This is a genomic window from Mycolicibacter engbaekii, from assembly GCF_002101585.1.
In the GTDB taxonomy this organism is placed as follows: domain Bacteria; phylum Actinomycetota; class Actinomycetes; order Mycobacteriales; family Mycobacteriaceae; genus Mycobacterium; species Mycobacterium engbaekii.
In genome coordinates, this window is sequence record NZ_LQOT01000060.1 from 142,773 (window position 1) to 156,945 (window position 14,173).

General features: G+C 67.2%; 12 protein-coding genes. 6 read left to right on the top strand and 6 right to left on the bottom strand.

All coding sequences use genetic code 11. The features are described 5' to 3' along the window. Positions 1–24: 24 nt before the first annotated feature. From AWC02_RS16110 to AWC02_RS16130, 5 genes are all read right to left on the bottom strand, one after another. Positions 25–921, bottom strand: coding sequence for a MerR family transcriptional regulator (locus AWC02_RS16110; protein ID WP_085129723.1), 897 nt, complete (start codon positions 919–921; stop codon positions 25–27). After that, on the bottom strand, positions 918–2,387 hold the full coding sequence (locus AWC02_RS16115) for a flavin-containing monooxygenase (protein ID WP_076050432.1): 1,470 nt from the start codon (positions 2,385–2,387) through the stop codon (positions 918–920). The genes AWC02_RS16110 and AWC02_RS16115 overlap by 4 nt, the downstream gene beginning before the upstream one ends. A gap of 1 nt (position 2,388) precedes the next feature. After that, entirely contained in the window at positions 2,389–3,309 is a 921-nt protein-coding gene (locus tag AWC02_RS16120; RefSeq protein WP_076050433.1) for a reductase, read from the bottom strand. Positions 3,310–3,320: 11 nt separating this feature from the next. Further along, a complete protein-coding gene (locus AWC02_RS16125; RefSeq protein ID WP_076050434.1) occupies positions 3,321–4,175 on the bottom strand; it encodes an SDR family NAD(P)-dependent oxidoreductase in 855 nt (284 codons plus the stop codon). A 143-nt stretch (positions 4,176–4,318) separates the two neighbouring features. Continuing rightward, positions 4,319–5,254 carry a hypothetical protein gene (locus AWC02_RS16130; RefSeq protein WP_234784487.1) on the bottom strand — a complete coding sequence of 312 codons (936 nt, stop codon included), beginning with the start codon at positions 5,252–5,254 and terminating at the stop codon, positions 4,319–4,321. A 124-nt stretch (positions 5,255–5,378) separates the two neighbouring features. On the opposite strand from AWC02_RS16130, the gene AWC02_RS16135 reads away from it, so the two are divergent. Genes AWC02_RS16135 through mbtN form a run of 3 tightly spaced genes read left to right on the top strand, consistent with a single transcriptional unit; the run spans position 5,379 to position 8,442 of the window. After that, positions 5,379–5,687, top strand: a complete 309-nt coding sequence (locus tag AWC02_RS16135; protein WP_272818991.1) for an acyl carrier protein — start codon at positions 5,379–5,381, stop codon at positions 5,685–5,687. After that, complete coding sequence (gene mbtM, locus AWC02_RS16140) at positions 5,684–7,270, top strand: long-chain-fatty acid--ACP ligase MbtM (RefSeq protein WP_064998412.1); 1,587 nt, start codon at positions 5,684–5,686, stop codon at positions 7,268–7,270. Before AWC02_RS16135 ends, mbtM begins: the two co-directional genes overlap by 4 nt. Then, positions 7,267–8,442 carry a mycobactin biosynthesis acyl-ACP dehydrogenase MbtN gene (gene mbtN, locus AWC02_RS16145; protein WP_064998413.1) on the top strand — a complete coding sequence of 392 codons (1,176 nt, stop codon included), beginning with the start codon at positions 7,267–7,269 and terminating at the stop codon, positions 8,440–8,442. Before mbtM ends, mbtN begins: the two co-directional genes overlap by 4 nt. Here mbtN and AWC02_RS16150 read toward each other — a convergent pair. Then, on the bottom strand, positions 8,403–9,032 hold the full coding sequence (locus tag AWC02_RS16150; RefSeq protein ID WP_064998414.1) for a GNAT family N-acetyltransferase: 630 nt from the start codon (positions 9,030–9,032) through the stop codon (positions 8,403–8,405). The genes mbtN and AWC02_RS16150 overlap by 40 nt on opposite strands. A gap of 127 nt (positions 9,033–9,159) precedes the next feature. Between AWC02_RS16150 and AWC02_RS16155 the strand changes: the two genes are divergently transcribed. From AWC02_RS16155 to AWC02_RS16165, 3 genes are read left to right on the top strand one after another with little or no spacing between them, the layout of a single operon-like run. Beyond that, positions 9,160–11,760 carry an ABC transporter ATP-binding protein/permease gene (locus AWC02_RS16155; RefSeq protein WP_064998415.1) on the top strand — a complete coding sequence of 867 codons (2,601 nt, stop codon included), beginning with the start codon at positions 9,160–9,162 and terminating at the stop codon, positions 11,758–11,760. Further along, positions 11,757–13,496, top strand: a complete 1,740-nt coding sequence (locus tag AWC02_RS16160; RefSeq protein WP_085129724.1) for an ABC transporter ATP-binding protein — start codon at positions 11,757–11,759, stop codon at positions 13,494–13,496. Before AWC02_RS16155 ends, AWC02_RS16160 begins: the two co-directional genes overlap by 4 nt. Before the next feature lie 59 nt (positions 13,497–13,555). Continuing rightward, positions 13,556–14,170 (top strand): DUF3060 domain-containing protein, encoded by a 615-nt coding sequence (locus AWC02_RS16165; RefSeq protein WP_064998417.1) that lies wholly within the window; start codon positions 13,556–13,558, stop codon positions 14,168–14,170. Positions 14,171–14,173 lie beyond the last annotated feature (3 nt).

Here is a 14,173-nt window from a genome sequence, read left to right on the forward strand (position 1 = left end):
GGCGAGCCGGCGCGCGCCGAGCGGTCAGTGCAGTAGGGAGTCGGCGAGCAGGCCGCTGACCATCGACTCGATGGTCGATTCGATCGATGAGGCCAGGGTGGCGGTGACCGATGCCACGGCCTGGGTGCGCAGCCGCACCAGCATGCCGATCAGCTCAGCGATCTCGGTGTCGGCCGGCAGGGGCGCGCCGGGCTGGATCCGGGTCAGGACATGCTCGGCTCCGGCGCGCACCAGCATCTGGCTGATCGCATCGATGTGCGGCAGGGACTGCTCGTAGAGGTCGATGAGCTTGTCGATGGCGATCCCGTAGCCGCGGACCTCATTGAACGCATCGATGAGTTTGGGCCGGGTGATGGTGGCAACGGAGCCGGCCTCGTTGAGTCGGATCACCCCGAGCGCCACCAGTCGCCGCATCGCCGGCGGGTCGCCGATCCGGCGCTCGGCCTCCGCCCGTGGCATGGTCTCGGGCCGTTCGGTGGTCCAGCTGCCGGCGAGCGCGCTTTCCAATCCCAGGATGTCGCCGAGATCCTTGCCCTGCTCCCAGGCGCCGATCATCTCCTTGACGTGCGCGAGGGTGTAGCCGCGGTCGAGCATCGAGGTGATCAGCCGGAGCCGGGTCAGGTGGGTGTCGTTGTACAACGCGATCCGACCGACCCGCCGCGGCGGCGGCAGCAGATCCCGGTCCCGGTATACCCGCACGTTGCGGGAGGTAGTGCCGCCCAATCGGGCTAGCTCGTCGATCCGGTACTCCCGAGATGCCGTGCTGCCGCCCGGATGACGGACCACGATCTCGAAGAGCTGGGTGACCGCGGCCTCGATCACCCCGCGGGACTCGCGCCGCACCCGGCGGGGAACCCGCCGGAGGTTGGCCAGCACCCCGGCGATGGAGTCCGGCTTGGCGGGGCGATCCGCGGCGGTCATGCCACTGCGTGGTAGTCGGCGAGACGGAAACTACGCATCTGCCGAAGGTACTGGGTCGCGAACCCCGGGTACATAGACGCGTTGAAGCCGTCCTCGGTCAGATACCAGCTGCGACACCCCGACATCCAGGTTGTCTTGCGCAGTCGCTGTTGGATCTGCTCGTTGTGACGACGCTGCACGTCCGCACGTACGTCGAGGTAGCGCAGACTCCTGGTGCGGATCGCGTTGACGGCACGCACCACGTAGTCGATCTGTCCTTCGACGTACACCAGCAGTGAGTTGTGGCCGGGACCGGAGTTGGGGCCGGTCATGAAGAACAGGTTCGGGTAGCCGTGGGTCTGAATGCTCTTGAAGGCCTGGGCGCCACCGCTCCAGTCCGTGGCCAGCGACCGACCGCCCAGCCCGGTGACCGGGAACGGCGGGCCGGTCAGGTGCACGTCGTAGCCGGTCGCGAACACGATGGCGTCCAGCTGGTGTTCCACGCCGTCGCTGGTGCGGATGCCTGACGGGCTGAGCGTGGCGATCGGCCAGGAGATCAGCTTGCAGTTGTCGCGCTGCAGGGCGGGGTAGTAGTCGCTGGAGACCAGCATGCGCTTGCAGCCGGGGGTGAAGTCCGGGGTGAGCTGACGGCGCAGCCACGGGTCTTTGACCGTTGCCCGCAGGTGCGCCTTGCCCAGCTGGGCCACCAGGCCGCTGAGCGGGGTGTTCCACACCAGCGCGGTGGCGCTGGCCTCATGTCCCCAGAACAGTGCTTGGCGAGCAAGCTGTTGGGCCGCCGGCACTTTGGCGAACAGGCCCTGCACTGCGGCGGGCATCGCCACGTCCAGACGGGGGATCACCCAGCCCGGAGTGCGTTGAAAGACTTTGACGAAACCGGCTCGGTCGACCAGTTCCGGGATGATCTGTACCGCGCTGGCTCCGGTGCCGACGACCGCGACCTTCTTACCGGTGAAGTCGTAGTCGGGGTCCCACCGGGCGCTGTGGATCTTGCGTCCGGTGTAGGAGTCCAGGCCGCGGATGGCAGGAAAGCTGGAGTCCGGCAACGGGCCCGAGGCGAGCACCACGGTGCGGGCCCGAAATTTCGTGCGCCCGGCGGACACCGTCCACACGCCTTCGTCGTCATCGAACGTCAGCCTGGTGACCTCGGTGCGGAATCGAATGTGGCGGCGCAGGTCGAAGCGATCCACCATGTCCTCGATGTGCGCACAGATCTCGCCGGCCGACGGATAGGCCCGCGACCAGTCCGGGTTGGCGACGAACGAGAACGAATACAGCAGCGACGGAATGTCGCATGTGGCACCCGGATAGCGGGTGTCGCGCCAGGTTCCCCCGACCCGATCGCTGCGCTCCAGGATGATGATCTCGCCCGTGTCTGCCAGGCCGGCCTCCGCCAGTTTGATCGCCGCACCGATCCCGCTGAAGCCGGCGCCCACGATCAGGGTCTGGTAGACGTGTGCGCGTGCCATATCAGGCGGCCGGCTCGTGGGTGAGCTCTTTGAACCAGCTCGGGATCGGTTTGAGCAGCCGTCTGGGGTAGAAGCCGGACAGCCAGACCGCGGGATTGGCCACGAGGTGATATGGGCTGTTCGGGTTGGCCATCCAGCCGGAGTAGCGCTTGACCACCTGGTAGGCCGGCACCCGCCGGGTATGTTCGCCGCGCTCACCGAACTGCGTGAAGCGAGACAGGGCGGCGTAGAGGCGCTGGGGATCCAAGCCCATGCCGATCACCTCGTTGCGGATCCGATTGAGCAACGGGATCGAGATCAGCGCACCGACGATCAGCGACGGGGAGGCGACGGTGCCGACGAACTCGATGGCCAGCCTGCGGGCGTCGGCGTGGCCGATCATCTCCAGGACCTCGAAATCAACGGCGATGTGCCGAGATTCGTCGTTGTTGATCTTCTCGAACACCTGGTGGCAGACCGGGTCGTCGACCTCGTCGAGCAGGAACTTCAGCAGCGCCCCGTCGAGGGCGACTTCCAGCATCGGGATCACGGTGCCCAGTACCGACAGCGGCATGTCGTCGGAGTAGTCGTCGAGCCATTGCATCGCCAGCCGGATATTCACATTGGGTTCGGGCATCTCGCCGTCTTCGAGCATGCCCCAACGCTTCATCAGCGCCAGCTCGGCGTTGGCGTGGCGCTGCTCCTCAGCGTGGAAGTACCGGTAGATCTCGGCCAGCGTCGCGGTTGGGGCCTTGCGTGCCATGGCCGCGAAGCCGCGGGCGCCGATGTTCTCGATCCAGCACAGGTCGGCCATGAACTTCTTGAGCTTGGGCACCATCTCAGGGCGGATCAGCTCGGCTCCCGGTGCGTCCCAGTCGATATCGGCCAGTGCCCACTGCCGGTCCTTGATCTTGGTGAGCATGACGTCCATGTCGAGAGCCATTGTGATCTCCTTCAGTCGGACCGACCTGGCAATGCCGCACTGGCCCGGAATGCCAGCCCGATGGTTCGGGTGAATGTCTCCGGCGCGAAACGCTTGACACTCCAACCGATCTTGGCGTCCAGCTGCGGCATGCAGTACAGACCGCCGCGGTCGTAGGTGTCCAGGCAGTCGCGGGCAACGCGTTCCGCGGAGAAGCCGAAGCGCATCAGCCGGTTGGCGGCCTCGCCGGACTGGGCGGTGACCCGGCCCGATTCGACGATGTTGGTCTTGACGAACGTCGGGCACAGCACGGTGACGCCGATTCCGGTACCGGACAATTCGGCCGCCAGCGTCTCCGACAGCGACAGCACGCCGGCCTTGCTGACGTTATAGGCCGCCATCTCCGGGGCGGCGCCGAACGATGCGGCGGAGGCGACGTTGATGATGCCGCGGGGTCGGTCGGAGCCGGCCTCGCGCAGCAGCGGCGTGAAGACATGGCAGCCGTGGATCGGGCCCCAGAGGTTGATGCCCAGCGTCCAGTTCCAGTCGTCCAGCGCCATCTCGCCGATCGGCAGCCCGCCGGCGCCGACACCGGCGTTGTTGATCACCAGGGTGGGCGAGTGGCCGAACCAGGACTGCGCGGCCTCGGCCAGCGCGGCGACCTCATCGATGGCCGAGACGTCACAGTGCACGGCGGTGGCGCGACCGCCTGCGCCGGCGATGGCCTCGACGGTGCGTGCAGCGGCCTCGTCGTCGATGTCGCTGCAGACCACGGCGCTGCCGCGGCGCGCGAGCTCGACGGCGAAGGCCGCTCCGATACCGCTTCCGGCGCCGGTGACGACGGCGGAGGCCCCATGGCTGCGTTTGGGAGATCGGCCAAGGATCATGTGACCGAGTCAACAATCAATGGTGCCATTAGTCAATGGCAATGTTTTAGAGCCTGGTGCGGGCCGGTCCGGCCCGCACCAGGCTCTGATTCCGCGCGAGCGCTGGAGTTTCCAGCTCTCGCGCGGGACGCTTGGCCCAGCGACTAGCTGAACAGATCAGTCAGCCAAGTCCAGTCGAATAGGCTGGCGTCTGCCAGCGCGCCACCCACGCCGCTGTCGATCGAAACATCGACGTCCGGTACCGGCAGTTCCTTGGTCAACGCTTCCGCGATCAGGGAGGGGAATGCATCGAAGAAGTAGTTGAAACTGCCCGTCGGGGAGATCAGGCCGATGAATGCGGCATGGGGCTCTTCGGCCGTGGAGCCGTCGGGAACACCCCAGGGAACGTAGCCGTTGAGCAAGGCGTCAAAGGGGTTCTGCGCTATGTGGTCACCGGTGTCGGTGAAATTGTCCGCCAGAGCGAACTGGAAGCCGGCGAGCGGCTCGATGATGTAGCGCGAGGCGTCTTTCCAGAAGCTGAAGTCGCTGAATACATCCAAAACGTTTGCCCACACCTGAGCCAGTTCGCTACCCATGCTGAGGATGCCGGGAATCTCCTCGGTGCCCCCGCGCGGGATGTGGTTGAACAACGGCTGGAAGATGTTCTGAGTGTTGAACAACATGTCGTTGTTGAGCAGGTTGTAGGCGTTGGAGAAGTCGCCTTCTTCAATCTGCTCGATGATCAAGGGGATGATGGTTTCGAGGCCTTTTGAACCGCCCAAGCCCGACCAGATGCCTTCGACGCCCGCCCATGCCTGCTCGAAGCTGTCGTTGGCGACTTGACCGTAGTAGCTACCGAGTTCGCCGAGGGCCGAAAAGATCGGATTCGGGCCGGTGATCAGGTCGAATACGTGCTCGAGGTTGTCCGAGGTGCTGGTGAGCTGCACGTCGGCCTGGTTGACCGTCGTCAGTGGAGCGGCCGGGTTCACGGCGATCACGCCGGCGCCGGCCAGGGCGACACCCGCGGCCAAAATGCCCGTGGCACGGGTGTTCAAAGGGGTGCCGCGGTCGGTTGAACCGGCGGCAAGGGCGAGCTGCATCGCTTCTCCTTATCGTGACCTCATCTGACGTGAGGTTTTTATCTACCTACAACGCGGGCTCACTTAACCAAAGCGGAAGTTATCAGGCAAGCCTTACCTTACCAAACGTGGCGCGAGTCACAGGATAGGGCAAGCTAACCTTAGTTTCGAATCTGGTGTAGCGTCCCTCACCATGAGCGCTTCATCCCCCGATGTCATCACCGCTGCGCTGCGTGAGATCTTGCGAGACGACCTGCAGGTCGACCTCAACCGCGTGACTCCGGAATCACGGCTGGTGGACGACGTCGGCCTCGACTCGGTGGCCTTCGCCATCGGCATGGTCGCCATTGAGGATCGGCTGGGTGTAGCGCTGTCTGAGGAAGACCTGTTGACTTGCGACACGGTCGGGGACCTGGAGGCCGCCATCCGGGCGAAAGCCCCCGCCGACGCGTGAGTGTGCTGGCCAGCACCCTGACCCGGGCGATGACCGGGTCGCAACACGACCTGGTGGTCTTCGACCCCGACGCGGGCGTCTGGAACCGCCATCCGTGGCAGCAGGTGCACGCCCGGGCCGAAAGCGTGGCCGCCCGAATTCTGGACGGCGATAACGCCGGGGCGGTCGGGCTGGTCGGGGAGCCGACCGCAGATCTGGTCGCCGCGATTCAGGGGGCGTGGTTGGCTGGTCGCAGCGTGTCGGTACTGCCCGGGCCGGTGCGCGGCGCCGACCCCCGGCAATGGGCGCAGGCCACGCTGGATCGCTTCCACGGAATCGGGGTCAGCACCGTGTTGAGCCACGGACCCGTGTTGGACCTGCTACGCGCCGAGGAGAGCGGTCGCAGCCTGGCGGTGGATGACGTTGCCGCAGCTGCCGGCACCGGTCGCTCGGTCAATCCGGTCACTCCCAACACCGACGTGCCCGCGGTATTGCAGGGCACGGCCGGGTCCACCGGCACCCCGCGCACCGCCCAGCTGTCACCGGCTGCGGTGCTGGCGAACGTCTCCGGCTTGAGCATGCATGTCGGCGTCGATCCGGCGGACGATGTCGGCTGCAGCTGGCTGCCGCTCTACCACGACATGGGGCTGACCTTCCTGCTCAGCGCGGCGCTGACCGGCTCGGAACAGTGGTTGGCCCCCACCGCGGCATTCGCCGCATCGCCATTTCGGTGGCTGAGCTGGCTGCACGACAGCCGCGCCACCATGACGGCCGCGCCCAACTTCGCCTACGCCGTGATCGGCAAATACGCCCGGCGCGTCCCCGAGGTGGATCTGGGCCGGCTGCGGGTCGCCATCAACGGCGGCGAACCCGTCGACTGCGCGGGGCTGGAGCGATTCGTCACCGAGCTCGCCAAATTCGGTCTGGATCCCGGTGCCCTCATGCCATCCTACGGCCTGGCCGAAGCCACCTGCGCGGTGACCGCGCCGCTGCCTGGCGTCGGTCTTCAGTGCGACGAAATCGTCGGCGTGCCAAGCAATGACACCGCGGCCATGCGAAGGCACGCGGTACTCGGTGAACCGATCCCCGGGATGCAGGTCCGGATCCGCCCGGTGACCGATGACCACGAGGAACTGGTCGGGCGTGAGGTCGGCGAGATCGAAATCCGCGGCACGTCGATGATGTCGGGTTACCTCGGTCAGTCGGCGCTGGACCCGGATGGCTGGTTTGCCACTGGTGACCTCGGCTACTTCACCGATGCCGGGCTGGTGGTCTGTGGCCGGGCCAAGGAGATCATCTCGATCGCCGGACGCAACGTGTTTCCCACCGAGATCGAACGCGTAGCCGCCGAGGTGCGAGGGGTCCGTGAGGGCGCAGTGGTGGCGGTCGGCACGGACGGGCTCCGCCCGGGACTGGTGATCGCCGCGGAGTTCCGCGGCCGCGATGAGACCGGCGCACGGGCCGACCTGATCTCCCGGGTGGCGTCGCACTGCGGGGTGGTGCCGGCAGCTGTGGTGTTTCTGGCTCCGGGATCGCTGCCCCGGACGTCGTCGGGGAAGCTCCGGCGGCTCGAGGTCAAACGCAACATGGAGGTTATGAAATGACTCAGGTGATTGCGGAGTCGGATATCGACGCTTACCGCGGTCTGCTCAACGAAGCGTTCGATCAGCAGGTGCAGAATTGGACGGCCGAAGCCGAGGTCAGTGGGCGCTTTCCGCGCAAACTGATCGAGCACCTCGGCCGGGCGGGAGTCTTCACTCGGAAATGGGCTGGAGCACAGCCTACCGACGTGGCCAAGCTTCTGGAGTTGGCCTACGCACTGGGGCAGCTCGGGTCTGCCGGCATCGGAGTCGGTGTGAGCCTGCAGGATTCGTCGATCTCGATTCTGCACCGCTTCGGCCGATCCGATTATCTCAAGGACATCTGTCAGCGGGCCATCCGTGGCGAAGCGGTGTTGTGTATCGGTGCTTCGGAGGAGTCGGGGGGATCGGACCTGCAGCGTGTGCAGACCGAGGCCCGCTCCGTGCGCGACGGTTTCGAGGTGCGTGGCCGCAAGAAGTTCGTATCGCTGTCGCCCATCTCCGACCACATACTGGTGCTGGCGCGCAGCATGGACCACGATGAGAGCAGTGGGCACGGCAACGTCATGATGATCGCGGTACCGACCGATCAGGTGCAGGTGCAGGAGCCGTTCAGCAAGGTGGGCGCGGGGCCGCTGGATACCGCACCTGTCGACATCGACACTTGGGTGCCCGCCGATGCTTTGATCGCCCGCGCGGGCACCGGGCTGGCCGCCATCTCCTGGGGCTTGGCTCATGAGCGTATGTCGATCGCCGGGCAGGTCGCTTCGTCCACGCAGAAAGTTCTCGGCATCACCCACGCGCGGATGATGCACCGCACCCAGTTCGGCGCCACCTTGTTCGAACATCAGGCGTTGCGGCTGCGAATGGCCGACATGCAGGCGCGAGTCGATCTGCTTCGCCACGGGCTCAACGGATTCGCGTCGGGGGGCAAGCTCGACTTGCGAACCTCCGCGGCGATGAAGGTCACCGCGGCGCGACTGGGCGAAGAGGTGATCGCCGAGTGCATGCATATCTTCGGCGGGGCCGGTTACCTGGTCGACGAGACGCCGCTGGGGCGCTGGTGGCGGGACATGAAGCTGGCTCGAGTGGGTGGCGGCACCGACGAGGTGCTCTGGGAGTTGGTCGCAGCCGGGATGCGACCCGACTACGAAGGCTACGCTGAGCTGTTCGACAGCGGATCGTCGTCGGGATAGCGCAGCACCGCGTAGAGCGCCATCTTGCGATAACCCATGTCGTGCTCGCCGAGGAAGACGCCGCCGACATATTCGGCCAGCCGGCGCATGGCCGTGTTGCGGTACTCGGGTTCGAACATCATCCGCCGGCACTGCGGTTCGAGCTCGAAGACGTAGTTCATGATGCGCGGCAACAGGATTGCTGCGAACCCACGATTGACCACCGCGGTATCGGCGACGGCGGCATGAATGCCCAAGTCATGCGGGTCGGCCTCGTAGTATTTGGCGATGGAATCCTTTGCAGCCCGGTAAATTTCGATATAGCCGCCGTCTTGCCCGTTCCGACTGAGGATCAGTGGCCGCGAATAGCTCCCAGTGACCTGGGCGGACAGATAGGCGCGCCAGCGGGCGGATGGCCAGGCGGACTCCCAGGTCTGGGCGAGGTGCGGTCGGTTCATCCATTCAGAGATCATCTCCGCGTCGGAGTCCGGGTCGGCCACCCGGATCTCGTAGGGCGCGGCCAGCGCCGGAATCGGGGGCGGCGGGACGCGGCGTACTTCGTCGGAAAGATCTGTCAGCTCGCGGTGCAGGATGGTTGCCGGGTCAGTCATAACGAGCAGCGAGCCTACCCCGAGCAGCCATCCCGACAACTGAGGGTAGGGTAACCTAGGTTCGGCTCGGGGGCGGGTCGTCGAGCCCGACTCCGCGGGGTGGGCCACCGTTGGCGAAAGGACCGGGATGGCGCGCGGCTTGCAGGGTGCGATTCTGCGGGGGTTCGGCGCTCGCGACCACATCGTCACGGTGCTCGAGACCAGCTGGATCGCTCCACACTGCATCCGGGTCTGGATGCATTCACCCACCCTGTTCACCGACGCGGCCGTCGAACCCAGTGCCTGGCTGCGATTCTGGTTCCCGGACCCGGACGGATCGGACACCGAATTCCAGCGTGCCTACACCATCGCCGAGGGCGACGCCGAGAGCGGGCGCTTCGCGGTCGACATGATGCTGCACGAACCCGCCGGGCCGGCCACCCGCTGGGCCCGCACCGTCGAACCCGGAGCCACTATCGCGGCGGTGTCGCTGATGGGCTCGTCGCGCTTCGAGGTGCCCGACGCCGACGCGCAGCCCGCCGGCTACCTACTGATGGGGGACTCGGCATCGATTCCGGGCATCAACGGAATCATCGACACCATCGCGCCCGACGTACCGATCGAGCTCTACCTCGAGCAGCACACCGACGATGATCTGTTGATCCCGCTGCGCGAGCACCCCCGGCTGCGGGTGCACTGGGTACCCCGCCGCGACGCGAATTCGCTGGCCGCGGCGATCGAGGCCCGGGACTGGTCGGACTGGTATGCCTGGGCCACCCCGGAGGCCGCGACGCTCAAGGCGCTGCGGACGCGGCTGCGCGACGAGTTCGGATTCCCCAAATCCGAGATCCACGCGCAGGCCTACTGGACCGCCGGACGCGCCATGGGCACCCAGCGCGGACCCGAGAAAGCCGAGGCCACCCCGCAGACGCCGTTGACTCTGCCGGCACCTGACACACATGCGAGTGAGGCGCCCGGTGAACGCAGAGTCAACGCCAAGGGGGCGTGGCGGGCCCAGGCGGCGGGTCGGCTGCTCGGTCGGCTGCGGGTACCGCTGATCGTCTCCGGTGTCCTGCAGGCCCTGATCACGCTGCTGCAGTTGGCGCCGTTTGTGCTGCTGGTTGAGCTGGCCCGGCTACTGGTCGCCGGCGCCGACGAGTCACGGCTGTGGACGGTCGGAGTCGCCGCGCTCTCCCTGCTGGGGCTGGGCACCCTGCTGGGCGCCGGGTTGACGTTGTGGCTGCACGTCGTCGACGCCCGCTTCGCCAGCGAGCTGCGGACACGACTGCTGAGCAAGCTCTCGCGGCTGCCGCTGGGCTGGTTCACCGCTCGCGGATCCGGCTCTATCAAGCAACTGGTCGCCGACGACACCTTGTCCCTGCACTATCTGGTCACCCACGCCATCCCCGACGCCGTCGCCGCCGTGGTGGCACCGGTCGCGGTGCTGGTCTACCTGTTCGTGGTGGACTGGCGGGTGGCCCTGGTGCTCTTCCTGCCGGTGCTGGTCTACCTGGTGCTGACGTCGATGATGATGACCCAGTCCGGCCCCAAGATCAGTCAGGCGCAACGCTGGGCCGAGCGGATGAACGGCGAGGCCGGCACCTACCTCGAGGGTCAGCCGGTGATCCGGGTGTTCGGCGGCGCCGCCGCCTCCACCTTCCGCCGCCGCCTCGACGGCTACATCAACTTTCTCGTGGACTGGCAGCGGCCCTTCGTCGGCAAGAAGACCCTGATGGACCTGGTGACCCGCCCGTCGACCTTCCTGTGGCTGATCATGCTGGCCGGCGCCCCGCTGATCATCGCCGGCCGAATGAACCCGGTGAACCTGTTGCCGTTCCTGCTGCTGGGCACCACCTTCGGAGCGCGACTCCTGGGTATCGGCCTGGGCGTCGGCGGCATCCGCGGCGGCATGCTCGCCGCGCGGCGGCTACAGATCGCCCTCGACGAACCCGAACTCGCGGTCGAGCAGCACGCCACTGCGGTGCCGACGGCAGAGGTCGGAACGGTGCGCTTTGAAGCGGTCTCCTTCGGCTATCGCCCCGGCGTCCCGGTGATCCGCGATGTGTCCCTGACGTTGCAGCCGGGCACGGTGACCGCACTGGTCGGCCCCTCCGGCTCGGGAAAGTCGACCCTGGCCGCGCTGCTGGCCCGGTTTCACGACGTCGAGGCCGGCTCGATATCGGTTGATGGACAAGACATCCGGTCGCTGACAGCCGAGGAGCTCTACCAGCGGGTGGGATTCGTCCTGCAGGAAACCCAGCTGGTGCACGGCAGCGTGCGGGACAACATCGCGCTGGCCGTCCCCGACGCCACCGACGAGCAGGTACACGCCGCCGCCCGCGAAGCCCAGATCCACGACCGGATTCTGCGGCTGCCCGACGGCTACGACACCGTGCTCGGCGCCGCGGCGGCGCTTTCCGGTGGGGAGCGTCAGCGGCTCACCATCGCTCGCGCCATCCTCGCCGACACACCCGTGCTCATCCTGGACGAGGCCACCGCGTTCGCCGATCCGGAATCGGAATACCTGGTGCAGCAAGCGCTGAACAGATTGACCCGGGACCGCACCGTGCTCGTGATCGCCCACCGGTTGCACACCATCACCGGAGCCGATCAGATCGTCGTGCTCGACGACGGTCGGATCGTCGAACAGGGCAACCACGACCAGTTGCTGGCAGCAGGCGGTCGCTACCTGCAGTTGTGGCAGACCGGCCGTGCCGCGGCCACCGTCGGCGCGGAGGCAGGCCGATGATTCGCACCCTGATCCAGCTGATCCCGCGCGAGCGCCGCGGCCAGATGTCCCGCTACGTCGCACTGACGTTGGCGTCGGTGGCGGTGCGGGCAGCCGGGACTGTGCTGCTGGTCCCGCTGGTGAGCGCACTCTTCTCCGGCACCCCGAGTTCGGCGGTGGTATGGCTGGGGTGGCTGACCGTCGCCACCGCCGCGGGTTGGCTGATCGACTTCGCTTGCGCCCGAATCGGATTCGACCTGGGTTTCGCCGTCCTCGATCGCACTCAACATGACGTGGCCGACCGGCTGCCGGGCGTCCGGCTGGGCTGGTTCACGCCCGCCAACACCGCCGACGCGCGACAGGCGATCGCCGCCACCGGCCCCGAACTGGTCAGCCTGGTGGTCAATCTGCTGACCCCCCTGATCAGTGCCATCCTGCTGCCGCCGGCGATCGCACTGGCCCTGCTCGGGGTGTCCTGGCAGCTCGGTCTGGCGGCGCTGGGCGGTGTCCCGCTGCTGCTGGGGGCGCTGTGGGCGTCCAACCGGCTCAGCGCCCGCGCGGACGCCGCGGCCGGCGAGGCCAACACCGCCCTGACCGAACGGATCATCGAGTTCGCCCGCACCCAGCAGGCGCTGCGCGCGGCACGGCGCGTCGAGCCCGAGCGCAGCACCGTCGGGCAGGCGCTGAGCGCCCAGCACGGCGCGGCGATGCGGCTGCTGCTCATGCAGATTCCCGGGCAACTGCTGTTCAGCCTGGCCAGCCAGGGTGCCCTGATCCTGCTCGCCGGCAGCACCACCGCGTTGACCGTGACCGGCACACTGAGCGTGCCCGAGGCCATCGCCTTGATCGTGGTGGCGGCTCGCTACCTGGAACCGTTCACCGCCATCAGCGAGCTGGCGCCGGCCCTGGAGTCGACACGGGCTTCTCTTGCGCGGATCCGCGCCGTGCTCACCGCACCGGAGGTCACGGTCGGCCCCCGCCGGGCATCGGAGGACAGCGGCGCGGTGCGTATCGAGTTCGACGACGTCACGTTCGGCTACGACCCGGCCGGCCCCCCGGTGCTCGACCGGGTCAGCTTCGCCCTGCAGCCCGGCACCACCACGGCTATCGTCGGGCCGTCCGGCTCGGGCAAGAGCACCATCTTGTCGCTGATCGCCGGACTGCACGAGCCCACCGGCGGCCGGGTGATGCTCGACGGTGGGAACGCGGCCGAGCTGGACGCTCCGTCGCGGCGGGCCGTCACCAGTGTGGTGTTCCAGCATCCCTACCTGCTCGACGGCACGATCCGCGACAACATCCTGGTCGGAGACCCCGACGCCGATCAGGCATCAGTCGAGCGGGCCACCGAACTGGCCCGTGTCGACGAGCTGGTCGCCCGGTTGCCCGACGGCCCTGACACCAGAGTGGGGGAAGCCGGCGCGGCGCTGTCCGGCGGTGAGCGCCAACGGGTCAGCATTGCTCGGGCGCTGCTCAAACCCGCCCCGGTGCTGCTCGTCGATGAGGCGACCAGCGCCCTGGACACCGAGAACGAGGTAGCGATCGTCGCCGCCCTGAGCTCCGAACCGCGACCGCGCACCCGGGTGATCGTTGCGCACCGGTTGGCCAGCATCTCCCAGGCCGACCGCGTGCTGTTCATTGACGACGGTCGGGTCATCGAGGACGGGACCATCGATGAATTGCGCGCGGCCGGTGGACGTTTCGCCGAGTTCTGGCGGCAGCAACACGATGCCGCCGGATGGCAGATCCACGCCGGGTAGCCGAACCCAACCGGACGCAACAGGGCTCGTCGTCGCGTCAGCTGTGCGATCATTCAGTCGTGAACGCCGACGATGACCCGGAGGCCCGCATACGGGAGTTGGAGCGCCCGGTGTCGGTCTCCGCCCGTCCGGTGGAACTGACCGTCTCATCGGGCTCCATCGACGGGAGGCCGCCGGGGTCGGGCAACGGCAGGATTCTCGCCGTCGTCGTCAGTGTGATCGCAGCGGCCTTGGTGATAGCAGGCTCGATCGCTGTTTTCGTGGCCGCTCGCGGCTTCACCACCTCCGCTGGGCACCCCACTGTGCCCAGCGGTTTCATCCCGATACCGTCCGCGGTACCGCCGGTCGTCGCCCCAACCCTGCCGCCGATCCCGAACCCGGTGGTGTCGGCCGAACCGGCGCCGGACGGCAACGTCACGCTGAGCATCACCGGGGCCGGGGAGAACAAGACGCTGGACTGCGCCGGCCGCTACGTTTCGATCAGCGGGGTCAGCAACACGGTGGAGCTCACCGGTCAGTGCGCCGGTCTGACCGTGTCGGGCATCGGCAACATCATCACCGTCGAATCGACGCCCACGGTCACGGCATCTGGTCTCAACAACCGGGTCACCTACCACTCGGGGAACCCGGAAGTCAGCACCTCGGGACTCGACAACGTGGTTGAGGCGGGCTAGGTC